22 protein-coding genes are annotated in these 23,177 nt (G+C 65.1%); 11 read left to right on the forward strand and 11 right to left on the reverse strand.

Going from position 1 to position 23,177, the window contains the following annotated elements; all coding sequences use genetic code 11:
• Positions 1–193: 193 nt before the first annotated feature.
• A complete protein-coding gene (locus ACIBI6_RS31970) occupies positions 194–2,074 on the forward strand; it encodes an ABC transporter ATP-binding protein (RefSeq protein WP_364348961.1) in 1,881 nt (626 codons plus the stop codon).
• A gap of 49 nt (positions 2,075–2,123) precedes the next feature.
• On the opposite strand, the gene ACIBI6_RS31975 is transcribed toward ACIBI6_RS31970, so the two are convergent.
• Complete coding sequence (locus tag ACIBI6_RS31975; protein ID WP_364348958.1) at positions 2,124–3,119, reverse strand: oxidoreductase; 996 nt, start codon at positions 3,117–3,119, stop codon at positions 2,124–2,126.
• A 51-nt stretch (positions 3,120–3,170) separates the two neighbouring features.
• Positions 3,171–4,241 carry a DNA polymerase IV gene (locus tag ACIBI6_RS31980; RefSeq protein ID WP_396958769.1) on the reverse strand — a complete coding sequence of 357 codons (1,071 nt, stop codon included), beginning with the start codon at positions 4,239–4,241 and terminating at the stop codon, positions 3,171–3,173.
• 120 nt (positions 4,242–4,361) lie between these two features.
• Between ACIBI6_RS31980 and ACIBI6_RS31985 the strand changes: the two genes are divergently transcribed.
• The 3 genes from ACIBI6_RS31985 to ACIBI6_RS31995 all read left to right on the forward strand — a co-directional run bounded on the left by ACIBI6_RS31985 (position 4,362) and on the right by ACIBI6_RS31995 (position 9,083).
• Positions 4,362–4,961, forward strand: coding sequence for a DUF1707 domain-containing protein (locus ACIBI6_RS31985; protein WP_364348952.1), 600 nt, complete (start codon positions 4,362–4,364; stop codon positions 4,959–4,961).
• 95 nt (positions 4,962–5,056) lie between these two features.
• On the forward strand, positions 5,057–7,837 hold the full coding sequence (locus tag ACIBI6_RS31990; RefSeq protein WP_364348949.1) for an FAD-binding and (Fe-S)-binding domain-containing protein: 2,781 nt from the start codon (positions 5,057–5,059) through the stop codon (positions 7,835–7,837).
• 331 nt (positions 7,838–8,168) lie between these two features.
• Entirely contained in the window at positions 8,169–9,083 is a 915-nt protein-coding gene (locus tag ACIBI6_RS31995) for a DNA-3-methyladenine glycosylase 2 family protein (protein ID WP_364349100.1), read from the forward strand.
• Positions 9,084–9,235: 152 nt separating this feature from the next.
• On the opposite strand, the gene ACIBI6_RS32000 is transcribed toward ACIBI6_RS31995, so the two are convergent.
• Positions 9,236–9,442 (reverse strand): hypothetical protein, encoded by a 207-nt coding sequence (locus ACIBI6_RS32000; protein ID WP_327094871.1) that lies wholly within the window; start codon positions 9,440–9,442, stop codon positions 9,236–9,238.
• Positions 9,442–9,732 carry a hypothetical protein gene (locus ACIBI6_RS32005; protein WP_307678042.1) on the reverse strand — a complete coding sequence of 97 codons (291 nt, stop codon included), beginning with the start codon at positions 9,730–9,732 and terminating at the stop codon, positions 9,442–9,444. The genes ACIBI6_RS32000 and ACIBI6_RS32005 overlap by 1 nt, the downstream gene beginning before the upstream one ends.
• Before the next feature lie 557 nt (positions 9,733–10,289).
• On the opposite strand from ACIBI6_RS32005, the gene ACIBI6_RS32010 reads away from it, so the two are divergent.
• The 4 genes from ACIBI6_RS32010 to ACIBI6_RS32025 all read left to right on the forward strand — a co-directional run bounded on the left by ACIBI6_RS32010 (position 10,290) and on the right by ACIBI6_RS32025 (position 12,011).
• Complete coding sequence (locus ACIBI6_RS32010) at positions 10,290–11,219, forward strand: helix-turn-helix domain-containing protein (RefSeq protein WP_396958770.1); 930 nt, start codon at positions 10,290–10,292, stop codon at positions 11,217–11,219.
• Complete coding sequence (locus ACIBI6_RS32015; RefSeq protein WP_364348941.1) at positions 11,216–11,413, forward strand: DUF397 domain-containing protein; 198 nt, start codon at positions 11,216–11,218, stop codon at positions 11,411–11,413. The genes ACIBI6_RS32010 and ACIBI6_RS32015 overlap by 4 nt, the downstream gene beginning before the upstream one ends.
• Positions 11,414–11,425: 12 nt before the next feature.
• Positions 11,426–11,653 carry a DUF397 domain-containing protein gene (locus tag ACIBI6_RS32020; RefSeq protein ID WP_364348938.1) on the forward strand — a complete coding sequence of 76 codons (228 nt, stop codon included), beginning with the start codon at positions 11,426–11,428 and terminating at the stop codon, positions 11,651–11,653.
• Between the two features lie 235 nt (positions 11,654–11,888).
• The gene (locus ACIBI6_RS32025; RefSeq protein ID WP_364348935.1) at positions 11,889–12,011 is read left to right on the forward strand and encodes a hypothetical protein; all 123 of its coding nucleotides are present in this window, start codon (positions 11,889–11,891) and stop codon (positions 12,009–12,011) included.
• Positions 12,012–12,067: 56 nt separating this feature from the next.
• Here ACIBI6_RS32025 and ACIBI6_RS32030 read toward each other — a convergent pair whose 3' ends face one another.
• From ACIBI6_RS32030 to ACIBI6_RS32060, 7 genes are all read right to left on the reverse strand, one after another.
• Positions 12,068–12,814, reverse strand: a complete 747-nt coding sequence (locus ACIBI6_RS32030; RefSeq protein ID WP_364348932.1) for a succinate dehydrogenase/fumarate reductase iron-sulfur subunit — start codon at positions 12,812–12,814, stop codon at positions 12,068–12,070.
• Between the two features lie 2 nt (positions 12,815–12,816).
• Positions 12,817–14,757: a fumarate reductase/succinate dehydrogenase flavoprotein subunit gene (locus tag ACIBI6_RS32035; protein WP_364348929.1), complete on the reverse strand. Its 1,941-nt coding sequence runs from the start codon at positions 14,755–14,757 to the stop codon at positions 12,817–12,819.
• A 30-nt stretch (positions 14,758–14,787) separates the two neighbouring features.
• Positions 14,788–15,618 (reverse strand): hypothetical protein, encoded by an 831-nt coding sequence (locus ACIBI6_RS32040; protein ID WP_364348926.1) that lies wholly within the window; start codon positions 15,616–15,618, stop codon positions 14,788–14,790.
• A gap of 270 nt (positions 15,619–15,888) precedes the next feature.
• Positions 15,889–16,176 (reverse strand): hypothetical protein, encoded by a 288-nt coding sequence (locus tag ACIBI6_RS32045; protein ID WP_364348923.1) that lies wholly within the window; start codon positions 16,174–16,176, stop codon positions 15,889–15,891.
• A 231-nt stretch (positions 16,177–16,407) separates the two neighbouring features.
• Positions 16,408–17,415, reverse strand: coding sequence for an alpha/beta fold hydrolase (locus tag ACIBI6_RS32050; protein ID WP_396958771.1), 1,008 nt, complete (start codon positions 17,413–17,415; stop codon positions 16,408–16,410).
• A gap of 411 nt (positions 17,416–17,826) precedes the next feature.
• Positions 17,827–19,782: an acyl-CoA dehydrogenase family protein gene (locus ACIBI6_RS32055; RefSeq protein ID WP_364348917.1), complete on the reverse strand. Its 1,956-nt coding sequence runs from the start codon at positions 19,780–19,782 to the stop codon at positions 17,827–17,829.
• Between the two features lie 274 nt (positions 19,783–20,056).
• Positions 20,057–21,238 (reverse strand): ATP-binding protein, encoded by a 1,182-nt coding sequence (locus tag ACIBI6_RS32060; RefSeq protein WP_364348914.1) that lies wholly within the window; start codon positions 21,236–21,238, stop codon positions 20,057–20,059.
• Between the two features lie 93 nt (positions 21,239–21,331).
• Here ACIBI6_RS32060 and ACIBI6_RS32065 point away from each other — a divergent pair, with 93 nt between their 5' ends.
• The 3 genes from ACIBI6_RS32065 to ACIBI6_RS32075 all read left to right on the forward strand — a co-directional run bounded on the left by ACIBI6_RS32065 (position 21,332) and on the right by ACIBI6_RS32075 (position 23,128).
• Positions 21,332–21,598 carry a hypothetical protein gene (locus ACIBI6_RS32065; protein ID WP_364348911.1) on the forward strand — a complete coding sequence of 89 codons (267 nt, stop codon included), beginning with the start codon at positions 21,332–21,334 and terminating at the stop codon, positions 21,596–21,598.
• A gap of 454 nt (positions 21,599–22,052) precedes the next feature.
• Entirely contained in the window at positions 22,053–22,655 is a 603-nt protein-coding gene (locus ACIBI6_RS32070; protein ID WP_396958821.1) for a C40 family peptidase, read from the forward strand.
• A 53-nt stretch (positions 22,656–22,708) separates the two neighbouring features.
• Complete coding sequence (locus ACIBI6_RS32075; protein ID WP_364349094.1) at positions 22,709–23,128, forward strand: RNA-binding S4 domain-containing protein; 420 nt, start codon at positions 22,709–22,711, stop codon at positions 23,126–23,128.
• Positions 23,129–23,177: the final 49 nt, after the last annotated feature.

Raw genomic sequence — 23,177 nt, forward strand, 5'->3', positions numbered from 1 at the left:
TGCTCCGGCACTTCGCAGGCTGTCGCAACCTATGACGGGGTGTAGATGCCCAAGGCCTGATCCGGTCCGGCCACCAGCGCGGGTTTCGCTGTGCGCGGAATCCGCGCGGAATGGGCTTGCGCTAAACCTTTGTTGAGGTCTTAGTGTCGGTGGCCGGGTATTCGATGGGTGGGGAGCGAGAGGGAGCAGCACGGTGAGTATCGAATCGGTGGCCTGGAGCCAGATGTATCGGCGGGCGAACGCGCCACAGGAGCAGCGGCCGTTCCGGCTCGCGACGGCGCGGCGCATTCTGCGGTTCGCGCGCCCGCACCGCCGCCGGATCGGCGCGTTCTTGCTGTTCAGCGTGGTGTCCGCGCTGCTCGCGGTAGCGACGCCGGTGCTGGCGGGTCGGGTGGTCAACGACATCGTCGGTGGCGCGGCGCCGCGCGTCGTGGTCACCCTCGCGATCCTGATCGCCGGGCTCGCGGTGGTCGATGCCGCGCTCGGGGTGATCATCCGCTGGCTGTCCTCGCGGATCGGCGAGGGGCTGATCCTGGATCTGCGCACTGCCGTGTTCGATCATGTGCAGAAGATGCCCATCGCGTTCTTCACCCGGACCCGCACCGGCGCGCTGGTCAGCCGCCTGAACAGCGATGTGATCGGGGCGCAGCGCGCGTTCAGCGACACACTCTCCGGTGTCGTCACGAATCTGGTGACCCTCGCGCTCACCGTCGCCGTCATGGTCCGCATCTCCTGGCAGATCACGCTGCTCGCGCTGGTGCTGCTGCCGGTTTTCGTGGTTCCGGTGCGGCGGATGGGCAATCGGCTGGCCGGATTGCAGCGGGAGGCCGCGGGCCTCAATGCGGCGATGAGCACCCAGATGACCGAACGCTTCTCCGCACCGGGCGCGACGCTGGTGAAGCTGTTCGGACGGCCGCAGCAGGAGTCGGACGAATTCGCGCTGCGGGCGCGTCGAGTGCGCGATATCGGGGTGCGCACGGCAATGCTGCAGACGGTTTTCGTCACCTCGCTGACCCTGGTTTCGGCCCTGGCTCTGGCACTGGTCTACGGACTCGGCGGGTGGTACGCGCTGCGCGGCCAGTTGGATGCCGGTGCGGTGGTGTCGCTTTCGCTGCTGCTGACCCGCCTCTACACTCCGCTCACCGCACTCGCCAGCGCCCGGATGGAAATCATGTCCGCGCTGGTGAGCTTCGAGCGGGTCTTCGAGGTGCTGGATCTGAAACCGCTGATCGAGGACGCACCGGAGGCCGTCACGGTGCCCGAAGGTCCGGTCGCTGTCGAACTGGATAACGTCACCTTCGGCTACCCCTCAGCCGATAAAGTGTCGCTCGCCTCGCTCGAAGATGTCGCGACGCTGGATACCCGCGGCGGGGTCGAGGTGCTGCACAATGTGTCGCTGCGGGCCGAGCCCGGTCAGCTCGTCGCACTGGTCGGTTCCTCGGGTGCCGGAAAATCCACTGTGGCCCAACTCGTTTCCCGGCTCTACGACGTAGATGGGGGAGCCGTGCGGCTCAACGGTACCGATGTGCGCGATCTGACCACGACCTCCATCCGGGACACCGTCGGCCTGGTCACCCAGGACGGCCACCTGTTCCACGACACCATCCGCGCCAATCTGCTGCTGGCCCGACCGGAGGCCACCGAGGCCGAGCTGTGGGATGCGCTGCAGCGGGCGCGGTTACGTGAGCTGGTGACGTCACTGCAGGACGGCCTGGATACCGTCGTCGGCGAACGCGGCTACCGCCTTTCCGGCGGTGAACGCCAGCGGCTGACCATTGCCAGGCTGCTGCTCAAGCAACCACGCGTGGTAATCCTCGACGAGGCGACCGCCTCGCTGGATTCGACCTCGGAAGCCGCTGTCCAAGAGGCGCTTTCCGAGGCACTGGATGGCCGAACCGCACTGGTCATCGCACATCGGCTCTCCACTATTCGCGCCGCCGACCAGATCCTGGTGCTCGAGGACGGCCGAATCGTGGAGCGTGGCACGCACACCCAACTGCTCGCCGCCGACGGACGCTACGCGCAGCTGTACCGCACGCAGTTCGCGGACGAGCCGGTCGAAGTCGCGGCCTGAGCCCGAACCCGCCGAAGCCCTGCTCGGATCCGGGCTTCGGTGGGTACCGTCAGAATTCCCCGGCGACGCCGAACACGGTGCGACCGGAGTGGCCGCCATGCTGAATGGTGTGCAGGACCTTCTCGGCCTCGGTAATAGGAGCGAAATTCTCGATGGTCGAAAGGTGCTGGGGCCGCAACTCATTGGCGAGTCGAGCCCACAGCGCGCGCCGCTTGTCGATCGGAACGTACGCGGAGTCGATGCCCAGCAGCGATACGCCGCGCAGGATAAACGGCATGACGGTGGTCGGCAGATCCGAGCCGCCGGTGAGGCCGCTGACCGCGACCACACCGCCGTAGCCGATCGCGCTGAGGATATAGGCGAGGGATTTGCCGCCAACGCTGTCCACGGCACCGGCCCAGGTGGCCTTCGATAGTGGACGCAGTTTCGCATCGGGATCCGCCGGCAACCGGCCGATCACTTCGTTCGCGCCGAGTTCGGCCAGCCGATCTCCCGCGTCGGTCTTCCCAGTGGAGGCGATCACCTCGAAGCCGAGGCCCGACAGGATATCGATGGCCACGCTGCCGACACCGCCCGTCGCACCAGTGACCAGCACTGCACCCGTCTCCGGGGTGAGTTCGTGATCGAGCAAACCCTGCACGCTGAGTGCGGCGGTGAAACCGGCGGTGCCGAGTACGGCCGCGTCTCGGGTGCTGAGACCGTCGAGCTTGACCACCCAGTCGGCGGGAACTCTCGCGTATTCGGCGAAGCCGCCGTGATGCGATACGCCGATGTCGTAGCCGTGTGCCACCACCTGGTCACCGGGTGCGAAATCCTCGACCTCGGAGGTGACGACCTCACCGGTGATATCGATGCCGGGGATGATCGGATAGTTCCGGACCACGCCACCGCCCGCGGTGATCGCCAGCCCGTCCTTGTAGTTCGCGCTCGAGTAGTGCACCTTGATCGTGACCTCACCCGGCCCGAGGAAGTCCTCGTTGACCTGCCGCCGCGTGAGCACGATCCCGCTGTCCGATTCTTGTGCCACCATCGCCCAGAACTCCATGCCGACGAGCATACGAGCGTCAGCCGGCACCGGGGTGGATCTTCGCCCCGGCTATTGCGGTAGGAGTTCGAGGCGGACGCCGAGCAGCCGAACCGGGCGATCGAGTTCGAATCGGTCGATAATGCGCAGCGCGGTTTCCACGATGGCTGCGATATCGGTGGTCGGCTCGGGGAGTTTCTCCTGTTTACTGCGGGTGTAGAAGGTATTGCTGCGGACGGTCACCGAGACGCGCTGCGGGATGCGGCCCGCGGCGGCCATCTCCTCGCCTACCTCGGTGGCCAGTCGCGCCACCTGTGCGCGGATCTCCTCGGGATCGGTCAGGTCGTGTGGGAATGTCTCGGATTTACTGCGGCCCACCGGAATTCGCGGCTCTGTGGTGACATCGGTATCGCCCTTACCGTGGCCGAGCACCCAGAAATATGGGCCGGTATTGGGACCGAATTCGGCGGCGAGGCGCTGCCGGTCGGCCGCCATCAGGTCGGCGATGGTTTCGATGCCGAGTTCGGCCATTCGCGCGGCGATCCGATTTCCGATGCCCCACAGCGCATTCGTCGGACGGTGCGCCATCACCTCGACCCAGTTCGCGGCGGTGAGCCGGAAGATGCCCGCCGCCGCACCATCGGTGTCGGCGGGTTCGGCCGAGGACTTACCGGCGGATTTGGCGAACCCGGTCGCCAGCTTGGCCGTTAGCTTGTTGTCGCCGATGCCGATCGCACATGTCAGCTCCAATTGGGCAATGGCGCTGCGGATTTCGCGTGCGAGCTGCTCCGGATCGTCGGTATCGGCGGCTAGGAAGGCCTCGTCCCAGCCCCATACCTCGACGCGGCCGGGAAAGGTCCGCAGCAGCGCCATGACCTCCTCGGATGCCTCCTCATAGGTGGCCATATCCAATGGGAGGAAGATCCCGTCGCGACATTTGCGCTTGGCCGAGCGCAACGCCATCCCGGCGCGCACGCCGAATGCCCTGGCCGGATACGACGCGCAGGTCACCACCTTGCGAGGTTCGTCGGGATCGCCATTGCCGCCGACGATGACCGGCAGGCCGCGCAGCTCCGGATGGCGGCGGAATTCCACCGCCGCTTGGAACTGGTCGAGATCGACGTGCAGCAGCCACCTGGGCATATATAGGTCTTACCGCATGACCATGACAAGCAGCGGAAATTGGCCACGAATGTCCGTGGTCGACTCGCAAACGAGCCGTCCGTACGATTTCGGTCAGGACGAGCAAGGGGAGCATGTCGTATGACCGACGCACCGGAGAACCTGCCCGCGGTTCGGGTCGGCGATATCGATCGCGAGGTCGCGGCAAAACAGCTGCAGCTCGCCGTCGACGAAGGGCAACTCGATCTGCTCGAGCTGGATAAACGGCTGGTCGCGGTCTATTCGGCGCAGACGACGCAGGAACTCCTCGCCATCACGGCCGATCTTCCGGTGATCGCGGCGGCACGCGAACCCATCGAACTGCGCACCGGCAGTGGGGCGCGGGTGAAGGACGGCGCGTGGATCGTCCCGGCCGAAATCACGGCCGAATGCAGCTCCGGCGGTATCAAGATCGACTTCACCCAGGCGATGTGCCCGCATCGTGAGGTCGCGGTGCATGTCGCCGTGGGTTCCGGCACGGTCCAGTTGATCGTGCCGCGCGGCTGGCGGGTCGACCTCGATCGGGTGCAGGCCAAGAGCGGCACCATCAAGAACAAGGTGACCGAGGGCAGTCTGCCCGGATCGCCGCTGCTGCGAGTCGACGGCGAGATCGGTTCCGGGGCCGTGGTGGCGAAGTATCCGCGCCCGGCGCGGCGATCGTTGCTGGCTTGGCTCCTGCGCCGTCCCCGCCCGACCGCCTGAAATGCTCGGCACACAGCGGGCCCGGATCCGAGAGAACCTGGATTTGTGGCGGTGGGACGCGGGTGCTGGGGGAAGTACGTGCATAGGCTTGCGGGGTGGGTGTGCAGCGGTTGGTGGTGGCGCTGGGGCGCGTGATCGCGGGCGAGGTGGATGCGTCCGCGCGTCGGCGTGCCGAGTACTCCTGCGATGCGTCGAATTATCGGGTACTTCCGACTGCGGTCGTTTTTCCGCGCGGGGTCGAGGATGTGGCGCATACGCTCGAATTCGCACGGGGTAATGGACTGACGGTTACCGCGCGGGGTGCGGGGACTTCGGTGGCGGGTAATGCTGTCGGTCCCGGGATCGTGGTGGACTTCAGTCGGTATATGAATGGCATCGGCGAGCTGGATCCGGAAAAGCGCACCGCACGCGTCCAGCCCGGTGTTGTGCTCGCCGAATTACAGCGGAATGCCGGGGTACACGGACTGCGGTTCGGGCCCGATCCGTCGACGCAGAATCGGTGCACGCTGGGCGGGATGATCGGCAACAATGCGTGCGGGCCGCATGCGGTGGCGTGGGGGCGGACCGCGGATAATGTGCGTGAGCTGCGCATTCTCGATGGGACGGGAACCGAGCGGACGCTGGCGGCCGACCCGTCGGTAATTCCGGGCCTGCCCGCATTCACCAGGGCGAGTCTCGCGGTGATCCGTACCGAACTCGGCCGATTCGATCGGCAGGCCTCCGGCTATGGGCTGGAACATCTACTGCCGGAACGCGGTTCGGCGGTTGCGAAGTCGTTCGTCGGCACCGAGGGGACCTGCGGGTTGCTGCTCGAAGCGACGGTAGATCTGGTCCCGTTGCCGCGGGCAACCGTCCTCACCGTGCTCGGCTATCCCGATATCGCCACGGCCGCAGACGATGTCGCGGCCGTAATGGCCTGCGACCCGATTGCTGTAGAGGGCATCGACGCGCGACTGGTCGATATCGTGCGCGTGCACCGCGGGTCCACCAGTGGTGTGCCGGAACTGCCGCGCGGTAGCGGTTGGCTGTTCGTCGAGTCCGCCGGTGATACTCCCGCCGAGGCGTATGCCGCGGCCGAGAAGCTCTGCCGAACCGTAGCCGCGCTGGACTCCAGGATCGTCACCGATCCCGGTGTCGCCGCGGCACTTTGGCGAATCCGGGCGGAGGGTGCCGGACTGGCGGGTCGCACTCCGGCGGGTCATCCGGCCTGGCCGGGCTGGGAGGATGCGGCCGTCCCGCCCGAACATCTCGGTGCGTATCTGCGTGACTTTGCCGCGCTGACAAAAGACCACGGCGTGGACGGACTGCTCTACGGTCACGTCGGCGACGGCTGTATCCACGTCCGCCTCGATCTGCCGATTGCGAATGCGCCGCAACGCTTTCGGAACTTCATACAGGATGCTGCCGAGCTCGTGGTCCGCTACGGCGGCTCGCTCTCCGGTGAGCACGGCGACGGCCGGGCCCGCTCGGAATTGCTCTCGATCATGTACTCCCAGGACGCACTGGACGTATTCGCCGGATACAAGGCGCTCTTCGATCCGGACGATGTGCTGAACCCGGGCGTCCTCGTCGCCGCACGACCTATCGATGCTGATCTGCGGCTGGTCGGAGTGCGACCGATCGCGGGTCCAGCTGGTTTCGCTTTTCCACACGACAACGGCGATATCGCCACCGCCGTGCATCGCTGCGTCGGCATCGGCAAATGCCGCGCCGACACCCGTGCGACGGGGGGCTTCATGTGCCCGTCATATCTGGCCACCGCCGACGAGAAGGACAGCACCCGCGGCCGCGCGCGCGTGCTGCAGGAGGTGGTCCGCGGCGCACTCCCCTGGTCTTCCGAGGCGGTCGCCGAATCGCTCGATCTGTGCCTGTCCTGCAAGGCATGTCGCTCCGACTGTCCGGCCGGGGTCGATATGGCGGCCTACAAATCCGAGGCACTCTATCGCCGCTACCGGCGTCGTCCGCGTCCCATCGATCACTACGCTCTGGGGTGGTTGCCGCGCTGGCTCGGTGTCGCGGGTCGTATGCCGCGAGCGGCGAATGCGCTGGCCGAAATCGGGTGGTTGCGCCGAATCGCCTTGCGTGCGGGCGGAATTGATCCGCGACGTGACCTACCGCGACTCGCCGACCGCAGTTTCCGCAGGAGCTGGCACGACCGGGCGGATTCGGACGGAGCGCCCGAAGTGCTCCTGTGGGTCGACACCTTCACCGATGCCTTCGACCCCGAAATAGCGCAGGCCGCAGTGCAACTGATGGAATCCCTCGGCTACCGAGTCCGCATACCGCGGCGGCGCGTGTGCTGCGGTCTCACCTGGATCAGTACCGGACAGCTCGACGGCGCTCGGGCCCGGCTGCGCGCGACACTCACCGAACTGGAGGAGCATGTGCGCGGGGGTGGCATCGTCGTCGGGCTCGAGCCGTCATGCACCGCGGTCCTGCGCGCGGACCTGCCGGAACTGCTACCGGAGGACCCGCGCGCGGCCGCGACCGCCGCCGCTGTGCGCACACTCGCCGAATTCCTTGCCGAACAGCCGAACTGGCACCCGCCACCACGACTGGGACAGTCGGTGGTTGTCCAACCGCATTGCCATCACCATGCCGTCCTCGGCTTCGACGAAGATCGCCGAATGTTAGCCAGCATGCAGATAAATGTGACAGAGGTCACTGGATGCTGCGGTCTGGCCGGAAACTTCGGAATGCAATCCGGCCATTACGACATTTCGGTCGCCGTTGCCGAGAATGGCTTGCTCCCAGCGTTGCGGAATACCGGCGATGATTCGATACTGATAGCCGACGGGTTCTCGTGTCGAACCCAGGCCATGCAGCTGAACGGCCGCCGAGGTCTACACCTCGCGCAATTCCTGCTCGGCGAATGAGGCTCAGCTGCCGAACGGCAGCGTGCCCGGCGGAATCTGGTAACCCGAGCTGCCCGCGGAAACCCCGCCCCAGGCATTGAGCAACCAGTTGAGCACGTTGGTGATCATTTCATACCTCCGTTATGGTGACTGCCAGCTGTTTGCCGAACGCATCAATATCGGCCCACTTATTCTTCGCGTTACAAAATAGCTGGGATCTGCGATTATGCCGAATCTGTATGGCGAATCGCACATTCGGGCCGAAACAATTGTGAGCCGGGCAACGTTCGAGGCCGGCGCGCTCGCCGCACATCTACCGGGGCACAATGAGGCGGTGCGCAATCAGACGCTGATGGTTCCCTCGCTGCGCTCGGTCACTACCGAACGGCCGATCGATCTCGCGTCTACCCTCGCGCCCCTGTCCCGCGGCAGCGGCGACCCATGTCACCAGGTCACCCGCGACGGCGCGCACTGGCACGCCTCCCGGATGCCCTCCGGCTCGGTCACCTACCGCCTGACCCAGGCCGATCGCCACACCGTCGACGCTCGCGCCTGGGGGCCCGGTGCGCCCGAATTCCTCGACCGACTCGACCACATGCTCTGTCTGGACGAGGACGTCTCGGACTTCGCCCCCGAACATCCGAAGATTGTCGACGCGCATCGCCGCTTTCCCGGTCTGCGCATGCTGCGCACCGGCCTGGTCTTCGAGGCCTTGGTGCCTGCCGTACTGGAACAGAAGGTGCACACCGTCTCCGCCCGCGCGTCGTGGCGAAAGCTGGTGCGACAGTTCGGATCTTCCGCACCGGGCCCGGCGCCCGTCGGACTGCTGCTGCCGCCCGACGCCGACACTTGGCGCAAGATCCCGTCCTGGACCTGGCATCGCGCCAATGTCGGGCCGCAGCGCGCGCAGACGATCGTGCGCGCGGCCCGGGTTGCGGACGCGCTGGAGCGGGCGGCGGCCGAAAGTCCGGCCGAAGCCGCCCGTCGCCTGCGCACGTTGCCCGGTATCGGGGTGTGGACCGCCGCCGAGATCGGGCAGCGCGCCTTCGGTGACGCGGATGCCCTCTCGGTCGGCGACTACCACCTGTCGGCCATCGTCGGCTGGACCCTGCTCGGTGAACCCATCGACGACAACGCGATGGTCGAATATCTGGAACCGCTACGGCCGCATCGCTATCGGGCCGTCCGACTGCTGGAGATCAGTGGTTACGCGCACAAGCCGAAGTTCGGCCCGCGCACCCCGCTCACCGATCACACCTGGCACTGAGCGGATCCGCCGGACCATTCGTTTCGGCAGGCCGTATTTCGTCAGCCCGACAGCGCGACGTCGATGTGCCAGGGACTCGGCGGTCACCCAGCGCAACACCCGAATGCAGTCGGCAAGCACCTCCGGTACGCCCGGCGGCTCGGCAGCCGGGCTCATAACGGCAGGGCGCGCTCGTCCAGCACACATTTGCCCGCCTCGACCAGCGTGGTCCGCGCCGCACGGCGGACCCGGCACCGGTCGACGGTGCAGTCGATATGCAACTGCATCGCGGCGTGGGCTTGTTCGATTGTCAGCACACCGGGGTCGTTTCCGCAGGCCAATAGGGATGCGACCGGCATGTGCAGGTTGGTGAGTTGCATCAGGCGACCTCCGCCCGGCGGCGTACCGCGCGGACTTGTCGGGTGTACCGGGAGATCGGTCCCTGATCCCACGGTGCCTGTCGAACCGCCATGCCCAGCGCCTCGAGTACGGTCAGGCCGACCTCGTCCGCGAGATCGCCGACCGCGGCGAACAGCGATGGCACCACCTCAGCAACCTTGAGTGCGGCAACCGCCTGGTCACAGGTCAGCGTGCGTCCGGGCAAATAGGAAACCACCCAGCTCTCCTGCCCGACGCTACGGGCGCGATGCGGGGTCAAATCGCTGGTCATCAAGGACGATGCTATGACACTTACAGCCATGACTCCTCGTTCCTACGTGCGATTCCTGCGACGGTCGCGACGCGCCCGGAGGCGGTAGCTTGCGTGACCACGGAGGGCGCCGCGAGCGTCGCCATTGAATTGCGACGGTCGCGACGCGCCCGGAGGCCGGTAGCTTGCGTGACCACGGAGGGCGCCGCGAGCGTCGCCATTGAATACTGTGCGCGCCCGGAGGTTTCACAGGAGGAGGGAAAGGCTCCTGTTCCGCTCCGGGCACACTTCCAGCACACCATCGCGGCAGGTTGCGAACAGTGTCCTTCGTGGATATCCAAAGATTTGAGGCGAATTCCCAGCACAAAACCCAGCAGGGAAGGGAGGATTCTCCATAGTGGACGAAAGAGCCCTCTGCCCAAGCGAAGTGACGGGGAACCGAGCTTGTGGGTCACCCCGGAGCAACCGTTCGGTTTGCATCCGAGGCCGCGACGTGAGCGATGGGCCCGGAGGCGCAAGCCTGCGTAACCACATAGGGACCCGCGAACCTCGCAATTGAATACAGAACGGAGCGTGCTGTGTCAGCGAATTCGGTAAGAGCGTCGGAAACCTCGGACCGGCTAACCCCTGAGAACGCCGCCTCCACTCTACCCAGGCGCCAGCTCGGCAGATACCTCCGGGACTGGCGCACCCAGTCGGGTCTCACCATCGCGGAAGCGTCCAGGCTGATGGAGTGGGGCGCCAGCACGTTGCAGCGCTTGGAAAAAGGCCAGGCCGACCGCATTCGAACCATCGATATCCAAGAACTGTGTCGCATCTACGGCATACCGGACGAATTATCCGATGGTCTGAAGGGCCTGGCCCAGCAAGCCGCCGTCAAGAGCTGGTGGCATGCCTACGGCGATCTGATCCCCGAAAACTTCGACGTCTATGTCGGTTTGGAGGCGTCGGCCCGAAAACTCACCTCCTACCAGTCCGAAATCGTACTGGGCCTACTTCAGATTGCCGACTACGCCAGAGCCCTCAATCGCCTTGGCTATCCGGATGATTCGGACGCCGAGATCGAGCGCCGCGTCCAATTGCGTATGCAGCGCCAGGCTTTGATCAACCGCAAGGCCGCACCGGCAACGGTGAATGTAATCCTGCACGAGTCGGTTTTGCGTCGAGTGGTCGGTGGCGCCAAAGTGATGGCGGCGCAGCTACGTCATCTTGCCGATATCAGCACCCAACCCAATATCTCCCTGCGTATCCTGCCGTTCGCGGCCGGTGTTCCGCTCGGAGTGTCTACCGGACCGTTCACAATTCTCGAATTCGGTATTGATAGCAAGGGTCAGCCGATCGAGCCGCCGGTGGTGTACGCGGAGGGCTTCACGGGGGATCTCTACCTCGAAAGACATGCTGATGTACGGCGGTACGATCGTGCGCACGAGTGCCTCCAGCGCTGCGCGCTGGATATTCAACCCAGTAGACATCTGCTCCGGCAGATAGCGAAGGAGTATGTGGCATGAGTTTGGATTTGGTTGGCGCGCAATGGTTCAAGAGCACGCGTAGCGGTGCCGGCAAGGACTGCGTCGAGGTCGCCTTTCTGGCGGGCGGCCGGGTCGGCGTACGCGACAGCAAAAATCCCGGTGGACCTGCCCTCGTCTTCGACACGGGCGCATGGGACGCTTTCACCGCAGGTGTTGCGGGCGGCGAGTTCTGAGGAGTTGCGGGCGTGAGCATCAATGAGGGCGCGAAAGTAGATTTGAGCGGCGCGGTCTGGCGTAAGGCCGGGGAGGGCGCGGGTAAGGACAGCGTCGAAGTGGCGCTATTGGATGCCGGGCACGTCGCGCTGCGCGACGGTAAGGACCCGGACGGGCCGGTCCTGGTCTTCACCCCCGGTGAATGGGCCGCGTTCACGGCGGGTGTGCACGATGGTGAGTTCGACCGGCCGCAGTCGTAGGGCGATCGACCCGGCGGTGTCGTGCCCGCCGGGTCCGGTCATATAAAGGCAGACCGGATCCCGACGTATTGATCGGATGTGCTCGGGAAGATCACGAAACAGCGCAGATTCGACAACGAAATCGCGTTTGCCGAGGGTCATTACGGGTAGCCCATATCTTGTGGACCGTGGGCTCAAGAGTTCCCATCCTCGGTACAAGAAACTGCGGCCGGGCGATTGGATTGAATGGCTGATCGTGGCACTGCTTTTCGCGGTGGCCGCGGTCGGCGTATTCGTCCTGACCGGCTCGTTCCTCTCGGCACTTTTCGTCGGGGTGCTCGTGTGGGTCGTCGCCGTCGGTGTTGTCGCGTTGTTGTAAGGGTGCGCCGACCGGCCGGGTATTCCTGACCCGGCCGGTGGTCCAGTATCGGTTGATCAGCGCCGGAAAAGCTTGTTGCCCAACCAGACCAGCGGATCGTACTTCTTGTCCGCCACCCGTTCCTTCATCGGAATCAGGGCATTATCGGTGATCTTGATATGCTCCGGGCAGACCTCGGTACAGCATTTGGTGATATTGCAGAGCCCGAGCCCCTGCTCTTCCTGAGCCAGATCGCGACGGTCGGCCACATCGAGCGGATGCATCTCCAATTCGGCGATCCGCATCAGGAAGCGCGGACCGGCGAACGCCTCCTTGTTCTCCTCGTGGTCGCGGACCACGTGACAGGTGTTCTGGCACAGGAAACATTCGATGCACTTGCGGAACTCCTGGGAGCGCTCCACATCGACCTGCTGCATCCGGTAGTCGCCCGGCTTCAGATCCACCGGCGGCGTGAAAGACGGTATCTCCCTAGCCTTCTGGTAGTTGAACGACACATCGGTCACCAGATCCCGGATCACCGGGAAGGTGCGCATCGGCGTGACGGTGATCAACTCCTCCGGCTGGAAGGTCGACATCCGGGTCATGCACAGCAGCCGCGGCCGACCGTTCACCTCGGCCGAACACGAACCGCATTTACCCGCTTTACAATTCCACCGCACCGCGAGATCCGGCGCCTGGGTGGCCTGCAGCCGGTGGATGATGTCGAGCACCACCTCGCCCTCGTTCACCTGGACGGTGAAGTCGTGCAATTCCCCGCCGTCGATATCACCGCGCCACACGCGGAATTTGGCGTCGTAACCCATTCTTACGCCTCGCCTTCCGTGGCCGAAACCGAATCTGCCGGATGGGAGGCGAGTTCGGCTGGGTTGTAATATTTTTCTAGTTCACCCAGATCGAAGAGCGCGAGCAGATCGGCTCGCATCGGGATCTGGTCCTCCGGGGTGACCCGCACGCCGGGCACCGGTCCATCCGCATCGGCAGGATCGATCGCGCACACCAACAACTTGTTGCGCCACTCCGGATCCATTGCGGGGAAATCGTCGCGGGTGTGTCCGCCGCGACTTTCGGTTCGCAAAAGTGCCGCCTGCGCGACACATTCGCTGATCAGCAGCATATTGCGCAGGTCGAGGGCGAGATGCCAGCCCGGATTGAACTGCCGATGGCCCTCCACCGTCACGCTGTCGAAGCGGGTCCGCAGTGCGGCGAGGCGCTCGATGGCCTCCTGCAATTCATGTTCCTTGCGGATGATGCCGACCAGATCGTTCATGGCCTGCTGCAGATCGGTGTGCAGTGTGTAGGGGTTCTCCCCCGCCCCTTCGGCGGGCGGATCGAACGGCGCAACAGCGGCTTTCGCGGCCGCGTCGATATCGGCATCGGCCACCGCGGGGCGCGCGGACAGTTGTTCGACGTAGGAGGCGGCGCCGAGTCCGGCCCGTCGACCGAATACCAGCAGATCGGACAGCGAATTGCCGCCGAGCCGGTTCGAGCCGTGCATACCGCCGGAACACTCGCCCGCGGCGAACAATCCGGGCACGGTTGCCGCACCGGTATCCGGATCGACCTCGATTCCACCCATCACGTAGTGGCACGTCGGACCGACCTCCATCGGCTCCTTCGTAATATCCACGTCCGCAAGCTCTTTGAACTGGTGGTGCATCGAGGGCAGCCGCCGACGGATCTCCTCGGCAGGCAGTCGCGAGGCGATATCCAGGTACACGCCACCGTGTTCGGTGCCGCGCCCCTCCTTCACCTCCGAGTTGATGGCGCGGGCCACTTCGTCGCGCGGCAGCAGATCCGGTGTGCGGCGGGCGGAGTCGTTATCGCGCAACCACTGATCGGCCTCTTCCTCGGTTTCGGCGTATTGCCCCTTGAAGACCGGCGGAATGTACTCGAACATGAACCGCTTGCCTTCGGTGTTCTTGAGCACCCCACCGTCACCGCGCACACCCTCGGTGACCAGAATGCCCTTAACACTGGGCGGCCAGACCATGCCGGTCGGATGGAACTGCAGGAACTCCATATTGATCAGCGTCGCGCCGGCCCGCAGTGCCAGCGCGTGGCCGTCACCGGTGTACTCCCACGAGTTCGAGGTGACCTTGTAGGACTTGCCGATTCCGCCGGTCGCGACCACCACCGCCGGCGCCTCGAACAGCACGAACCGGCCGGACTCGCGCCAGTATCCGAACGCACCGGCGATCCGGTCGCCGTCCTTGAGCAATTCGGTGATGGTGCATTCGGCGAAAACCTTGATGCGCGACTCGTAGTCGCCGGTCTCGGCGAAATCCTCCTGCTGCAGCGAAACGATCTTCTGCTGCATGGTCCGGATGATCTCGAGTCCGGTGCGGTCGCCGACGTGCGCCAACCGCGGGTAGGTGTGGCCACCGAAGTTGCGCTGGCTGATCCGGCCGTCTGCGGTCCGATCGAACAGCGCCCCATAGGTTTCCAGCTCCCAGACCCGGTCGGGTGCTTCCTGGGCGTGCAATTCGGCCATGCGCCAGTTGTTGAGGAACTTGCCACCGCGCATGGTGTCCTTGAAATGGACTTGCCAACTGTCCTTTTCATTGGCATTACCCATCGAGGCGGCGCATCCGCCCTCGGCCATCACGGTGTGCGCCTTGCCGAACAACGACTTGCACACCACCGCGACGGAAAGACCGTGTTCGCGTGCTTCGATCACCGCGCGCAGTCCGGCGCCCCCGGCACCGATGACGACGACGTCGTACTTGTGCCGTTCCACTTCTGGCATGGCCGCGAAACTCCTGGTTTGTGAGGGCGGTTAGTTGATGAACCGCAGATCCGAAATCGTGTCGCTGGCAACCAACATCACGTAGAAGTCGGTCAGCGCCAGCGTGCCGAGGGTGGTCCAGGCCAGCGCCATATGGCGGGTATTGAGCTTGGAGACCTGGGTCCAGAACCAGTACCGCACCGGGTGACCGGAGAAGTGCTTGAGCTTGCCGCCCATGATGTGCCGGCAGGAATGGCACGACAGCGTGTAGGCCCACAGCAGCACCACATTGCCGACCAGCACGATATTGCCGAGCCCGAAGCCGAAGCCGCCGGTCTTGCCATGGAACGCGGTGATCGCGTCATAGGTGTTGATCAGCGAAACCAGCACGGCCACATAGAAGAAGTAGCGGTGCGCGTTCTGGATGATCAGCGGCAGTTTGGTCTCGCCGGTGTACTTGGCGTGCGGTTCGGCGACCGCGCACGCGGGCGGGGAGAACCACACCGCGCGGTAGTAGGCCTTGCGGTAGTAGTAGCAGGTGAGCCGGAAGCCGAGCAGGAACGGCAGCACCAGGAAGCCCAGCGGCAGGATCGCCGGAATGTGGCCGAACCATGCGCCGAAATGGCTGGAACCCTCGATGCAGTCGCTGCTCACACATGGTGAGTAGAACGGGGTCAGGTAGTGGTACTCCGGAACCCAATATGCCGTTCGCACATACGATCTGATCGTCGCGTAGATGACGAACGCGGCTAGTCCGACGGCCGTCACCAGCGGTGGGACCCACCACCGGTCGGTACGCAGTGTGCGCGCGGAGATGGCGGCCCTGGTCTTGCTGAAGACGCCGGTGCCCGTTTCCGGGGCGGCGGTCGGTGCGGCACTCACAGGTGGATGCCTCGCTGATCTGCTGTGCGGATGGTCCCGTGACCTCCGCAATCGAATGTGATGCTGAGCACCATACGACACCCCGGCTATCGCTCGAGCGGGGTCCTGGCAAAGCCGACCCGCCTGAGGGGCCGTGATTTCTGCCACATTCGATCTAGGTTTGGTCGCCACGCAGGGTGGTGAAACCGTTATGCCGCGCAGATCAGAGCGGCAAAGCGAGCAGCTGCGGTCGCGGACCCGCTCGGCGTCGAGGCGGGACCGCGGACCGAATTACTTTGTGCGCGGACGGGAGTGGAAGCCGAGGCCCTCGTCCTGTGCGCCCATCCATGCCGCTTCGTCGGATTTGCTGTCCGGTACGTAGATGGTCTCCTGCGGACTGCGCGTGATCTCCTGCGGCGGCGACTGCTCGAGTTCATCGGCATCGATGACGAGCCGCTCGAGGTCGTTTTCCAGTCGTCGCACCGAATTGGCGTCGCCGTAGTGGGAGCGCAGTGCGCCGATGGATTGCCGGAGCTGGCCGACCGCGTAGCGCAGTTCCGCTATGTCGCTGCGTGTCATCGATACCTCCTGTGTTCCTTGGCGGACAGACGAACTCGATGGGTGGCGGTTGGTTCCATGGTTTGCCTGGTGAACGCGCTCTATCGAGTCGTGTGACTCACCACACAACGTGATCTTTAACACAGTACGTGAGGAATTCGATTTTGGCTCGTCGCGCCACAATTTGGTGGTCCGCCCAAGGATTGCCGTGGGTTGCCTACCTGGCCGTTGTGGGTTCCGACAAGTGTCCGGTCAGCTGGCGGTGGCGTACCCGGGGCCATGACCTTGCATGGCTGTGATGACCCGGTCGACCAGCGCGACGATGGACAATGCCACCTCCTCGGCCCGCTCCAGATGCACGCTGTGTCCCGCGCCGTCGAGCCGCACCAACTCCGAGCCCGCCAGTTGCGAGGCCAGTACCACCGAATGCACGAAGGGCACAACGATGTCGGCCGAACCGGCCAGGACCAGCGCCGGAATGCCGCCGAGTCGATGCAGCGACGCGGTCTCGTCGAAGGTCATCAGCGAGGTCAGGAAGCTGGACATGGTGAGCAGCGGGGTGTCGTTCATCATCGCCGCGGCCACCGCGACCATGCGCGGGTTGGTCCGCTTGGTGCCCATATTCGCCTCGCGGGTGAGCGGCTCGAGGATCCGGCGGGACAACCGCTTGGAGGCCTGCATGAACCGGGGCGCGCGCTGCACCACGAGCTGCAACGAGTTCACCGCACGCCGATTCAGGAAACGGCCGAGTCCGACCTCGGTGATGCCATTGGCCGCACCGGCGATCAGGCCGACGCCGACCACCCGGGTGCCGATGGTCGCGGGGAACAGCCGGGCGTAGGCGAGGGTGACCATCGCGCCCATCGAATGTCCGATGAGGATGATCGGGCCGGTCGGTGCGACCGAGCGCAGCACCGCGTCGAGGTCGTGGCCGAGTTGATCGATGGTGTAGGTCGAGTGATGGGCGACGCCCGATTCGCCGTGTCCACGGTGGTCGTAAAAGACCATCCGTACATCCGAACCGCTGTACTTATCCGCCTCGCCGACTTCGTCGGCTGCTATTCCCAATTGGCGCAGCAGTTGATCGCGCAGAAATGACCAGGACTCGGCGCGCAGGCAGTGACCGTGCACGAAGACGACGGTCAGCTGGGCATCGTCGGCGCCGAAGGTGCGGACCGAGATCGGGGTGCCGTCGTCGGCCGATACCGTGATCCGATGGCCGTCGTGGTCGGCGGCTCGGCGGGCAGTCGTCGTGGACATGACGATTCTCCTGTGTCTGGTAGGACACCCGGTTCGGAGCGTTCTTGCCCGGTTGTCGGGCAGAATTCCCGCGCCGTTAGCGCGCCATACCGTCCGTTATGTACGCGTTGTCCAACTGACGCCGCCGATCGACCTGACCCCGGGCACGCGAGCCCGTGGATTGGTGAATCTATGAATGGGTAGGTCAGGCGCTAGATTCCGGTAGACATCCATGATCGACCCGCCGGCATTGCCGTCCATCGGGCATTCGATCGGATCTCCTAGAGTCCGCTAGAAATTGTTATGGAACGGTAACCATACGCTGATTATCGGAAATATGTCTATATCTAGAAATTTCCTGAGATATCCGAATACTCATCACGCAACGAGCCGTCACCCAACCATGGGTGACGGCTCGTAGCGGCTTCGTGCCTAGGTGCCCACGTGGCCACGCGTCGACGGCAGGAACGGTCGCAGCAGGTTGGCCTCGGTAGAGGGACCCATCTGCCATTCCGCGATCCACGGTCCGGTGCCCTCGCTCGGATCGAAGATGCCCTCCTCCAGCCACTCGTAGCGGCCGTCGAGGACGTTGCGGGTGAGGGTGCGATCGTCGTCATCGGTGTTGTCCCACAGCGCGTCGAACAACTTCTTCACCCGAATCCGCGACTGCCTGCTGAAGGTATCGGCCAATTCCTCGGCGGCCTTGGCCTCCGGCGCGCCTGCGGTCCGCAGCGCCTGCGCGCGCACGCAGGCGGCCGAGATCGCGAACAGTTCGGCGCCGATATCGACGATGCGTCCGAGGAAGTTCTGCCGGTACTCCAGGCCCGCCTGCCATCGCGCCATCGCGTACATCAGCGATCTGGCCTGCTTGCGGGCATTGCGCTCGACGAAACGCAGATGCCGTGCCAGCGGCCCGAATTCGGCATAGGTCGCGGGCACCGTACCCGCGCCGACCGCGAGCTGCGGGAACCACTTGGCATAGAAACCACCCGCGCCGACCGCGGCCTTGGCTTTGTCCTTGAGCTCGGAATTCCGATCTACCAGCGCGCCGGCGGCGGCCATATGGGCATCGGCCATCTCCCTGGCGACCAGCAGCCGCATGATTTCGCTGGAGCCCTCGAAGATGCGGTTGATCCGCAGATCGCGGACCAGCTGTTCGGCCCCGACGGCGCGCTCACCGCGGGCCCGTAGCGAGGCCGCCGTCTCGTAACCGCGCCCGCCGCGGATCTGTACGAGTTCGTCGGCGATCTGGCAGCTCATTTCACTGGCCCAGAGCTTGGCCAGGGCCGCCTCGATGCGGATATCGTTGCGGGCCTCGTCGCACATGGTGGCCGAAAGGTCGAGCGCGGCCTCGAGTGCGTAGGTGGTGGCCGCGATGAAGGAGATCTTCTCCCCGACCGCCGCGTGCTCGCCGACCGGCCGACCCCACTGCACCCGCTGCGTGCACCACTGCCTGGCGATCTTCAGTGACCACTTCGAGGCGGCCGTACACAGTGCCGGGATGGCGAGGCGACCCGCATTCAGCGTGGTCAACGCGATTTTGAGGCCGTCGCCCTCGCGACCGACCAGATTGCGCTTGGGCACACGGACGTTGTGCAGGCGCGTGACCCCGTTCTCGATGCCGCGCAGTCCCATGAACGAATTGCGCCGCTCCACCGTGATGCCGGGCGAATCGGCCTCGACGATGAAGGCCGAGATGCCGCCCCGGTGTCCCTCGCTCTTGGGAATCCGGGCCATGACCACCAGCAGTTCGGCGACCACGCCGTTGGTGGTCCACAGCTTCACGCCGTTGATCTCGTAGGCCTCGCCGTCCGCGGTCGGGGTGGCGGTGCTGGCCATGCGGGCCGGATCGGAGCCGACATCGGGCTCGGTGAGCAGGAACGCGCTGACCGCGCCCGCCGCACAGCGGGGCAGGAATTCGGCCTTCTGTTCCGGGGTACCCGCGAGCTTCAGCGGTTCGGGCACGCCGATCGACTGGTGCGCCGAAAGCAGGACCCCGAGGCTGGGGTGCGCGGAGCCGACCAGCATCAGGGCCCGGTTGTAGCCGACCTGGGACAGGCCTTGGCCGCCGTACTCTTGCGGGATCTTCAGGCCGAAGCAGCCGAGTTCGGCCAGACCTTTGACGTACTCGTCCGGAATCTTGGATTCCGCCTCGATGACGCTGCCGTCGAGCGATTCGCAGAACGGCCGCAGCCTGGCCAGATAGGCCTCGGTGCGCGCGGCGTCCTCATCGCTGGGCTGGGGACAGGGGTGGATCAGATCGAGCCGGAATCGTCCCAGAAACATCTCCTTGGCGAACGATGGTTTGGCCCAACTGGTTTCCCGGGATTCCTCGACCAGTGCGCGGGCCTGCTCTTCGGTGGCGTCGACTTTCGCGGTAGTCGCCATGATGTCCTCCTCGGACGTGATCAGGATCACATAAGAGTGTAGGAGGGTTTGTTACTGGCCGGTAGATGTCGAGGTAGAGCGTTATCAATCAATTGGTGGTCAGGGATACCGAACGCTGGCCGCACAGGTTGGCGCGAGTGGTCCGGGCGCCGCGTCGTCTTGACGCGTTGACGGCTGTCGCGGCCCCGATTGTGGGTGCACTCGCGGCCTCAGCGCATGCCGAGGTCGGAGTACCTGGCGTCGATCGAGCAGTGTCCGGCGGCCGAGCCGACACTTACACGCTGCGCAGATAGCGACCGAAGTGCGGCACCGTGAACCCGATGGTGCCGCGCTCGGCCGAATAGATCAGACCCTTCTTGATCAAACCGTCGCGGGCGGGGGAGAGGGAAGCGGGTTTGCGGCCGAGTTCATTGGCCACCGCCGCAGTCGGCACCGGACCGTCGTCGCCCGCCAAATCGGCCATGGCACGCATATATTCGCGTTCGGCCGGGGTGGCGCGCTCGTACCGGGAACCGAAGAATCCGACGGCCAGTTCCTCTTCGGCACTCGGTGCCGCCACCTCGACATCCTCGGCGGTGATCGGGCTCTCCGGCGCCTGATCCCAGGCGGCTTTGCCGTAGGCCTGCACGAAGTACGGATAGCCATCTGCCCTCTGGTACAGAGCATCCAGCGCTTCCTCGGTGAACTTCACCTCTTCGCGCTCGGCCGGTGCGATGAGGGCTTGATCCGCCGATTCGCGGTCCAATCGGTCGATCCGGTGGTAGCTGAACAGTCGCTCGGAGTAGCTCTTCGAGGCGGACAGCACCGCGGGCAGGTGCGGCAGTCCGGCTCCGACCACGATCAAAGGCGCGGTGTCCTGGCTCAATTCGTGACAGGCCCCGCAGATCGCAGAGATATCGTCGGGGCCGAGATCCTGCATCTCGTCGATGAAGACCGCGATGCCGACACCGATATCGCTGGCGAGTGCGGCCGCCTCCTTGAGCAATTCGATCATATCGATCTCGATATCGCCGGAATCCGCACGACCGGTGACCGCTGGCACGTCGATACCGGGCTGCCAGCGCTCCCGCATCCCCTTATCGGCGGTGGAGCGCAGCGCGAAAGCCTTGAGTATGCCGAGGAAGTCGTCGACGCGCTCCTGGTTGCGGTGCGCCATCGCGATCGCGCGCACGGCCATATGCAGTGCGGACGACAGTGGACGGCGCAGTTCCTGATCCGGGCGGGCCTCGATTTTGCCTGTGCCCCAACCGCGTGAGCCAGCGGCCGAGCGAAGTTGGTTGAGCAGCACGGTCTTTCCGACACCGCGCAATCCGGTGAGCATGACGCTGCGTTCCGGCCGACCACGCGCGATTCGCTCCAACACAATGTCGAAGGCTTTGAGTTGCTTGTCGCGCCCGGCCAATTCGGGTGGGCGCTGTCCGGCTCCGGGAGCATACGGATTCCGCACGGGGTCCATGCCCACAAACCGTAGCGTGTTTCGTCAGCTAAATCTGGCCATATATAAGGCGCGTCCTAGATATTGCTAGCGAACTATCGCATGCTGAGGGGCATGCCCACCGAACCACTTCCCACCCTCGCCGAGTTGGTCGAATCCTGGAAAGTTCCCGCCGAAGCCCCTGTGGCCGGCCACATCCGGTCCAACATCCTGCAGGCGATCGAAGGCGGTCTCGACGATCCGCAACTCGTCGCGGATATAGCGGTGGGGCCGCTGGTGGTGGCGCTCGGACGGCTGGAGGTTGGCCTGGCCGATGCACGGCGGCGGATCGATGAGCTGGAGCGGGCACTTGGTCAGCGCATCGGCGGAACTGATGGGTAGGAGTCGTGAATCCGGTGGGCGCAGTGTCACTTCCGGTCGGGACCTCGGTTCGATAACGCACGGCCGGACATCGATACCGTGTCGTGACCAACTGGGCGTGTCGCAATTGCGCCGCTCGTCCTGGGATTTTTCGATTATCCGCGAAGAGGCTGGTCTGTGGGCTGGACAACACCGCGTCCTGGCCGTAATCTCTTCGTGACCCAGTGGAGTCTGTCGGTTCGGAAGAGAAGCGGCGCCACTGAGTTACCGCCAAAACGGCTGTCGGGGCCACCAAATCCGGCTGCCGTACCGGGACCCAGAGATTCAACTGGGAGTTCGGGCCGTTCTGCCGGTCCGAATTCGACAGCTGACCCGGTCGGCGGAAGAGCAGAAAGATCGGAGACTCGGCTCGGTGGGTAAACACAGCTTGCAGCGGGAATCGCGGCTACCGAATTCCGTCAAGGGTGCGCTCGTCATGGGCGCGGTTGCCGCCACTACTGGTGCGATGCCCGCGATCCCCGCGATGGCAGCCACCATCAACGTTCCGGGGATCGGCGACTTCGACGTCCCGGTTCCACCGGAATTCGATCAGCAGGCCCAGGATTTGGGTAAGCAGCTCACCCAGGCGCTCGCCTCGATGCCCGCCGCGCCCGCCCCGGAGGCCGTCGCCCCGCAGGCCGCGCCGTCGCTCCCCGGCTTGTTCGCCCCGGCCATGCCGCAGATGTTCCACAACACCGCCAGTGACGTCGCGCTGGACGCCGCCAAGAGCAAGGTTGGCGCGCAGTACTCCTGGGGTGCCTCCGGCCCGTTCAGCTTCGACTGCTCGGGTCTGGTCCAGTGGGCCTACAAGCAGGCAGGTATCGAACTGCCGCGCACCAGCTTCGAGCAGTCGCACGTCGGCGCTCCGGTCGCGTTCGAGGACCTGCAGCCCGGCGATATCGTGGTGACCAACGGCGGCGGCCACGTCGGCCTGTACGCGGGCGACGGCAAGCTGCTCAATGCGGTCCAGTCCGGTCAGCCGGTGTCCTACACCAGCCTGCGCCCCGACATGGTTGTGACGGCACGCCGTATGGTCTAGGGGTGGCACCCGCCCAACCGACCACCAAGAACACCGCCCCGACCCAGGCCCGAGTGGACTCCTGGACGTGGGCGGTGCGTCTTTTCAAGACCAGGTCCGCGGCCGCGGAAGCCTGCCGCGGCGGCCACGTCCGCGTGAATGGTGTTGCGGCCAAACCGGCCCAGCATGTTCGCCCCGGTGACGAGGTCCGCATCCGAGCCGGTGGCATCGAACGCATCGTCATCGTGGAGCGCGTCATCACCAAGCGCGTCGCCCCTCCGATCGCCGCACAGTGTTTGATCGATCGCAGCCCGCCACCGCCGCCGCGCGAGATTGTCGTATCCATGCCGCGCCGCGATCGCGGCTCCGGTCGACCCACCAAACGAGAACGTCGCGAGACGGATCGCCTGCGCTCCCCCGCCTCCCCGAATATTTTTCCGGTCGTCGGTGTCGAGCAACCGCCGTCGCGGTCTGACCGTTGGGGTTCTGGCTGAGTTTTGGGCGTGCCCGACGAGTCCGAACCAAGGCTTGATCCGGCAGAAG

It is taken from the genome of Nocardia sp. NPDC050412, assembly GCF_044458825.1.
Lineage (GTDB): Bacteria > Actinomycetota > Actinomycetes > Mycobacteriales > Mycobacteriaceae > Nocardia.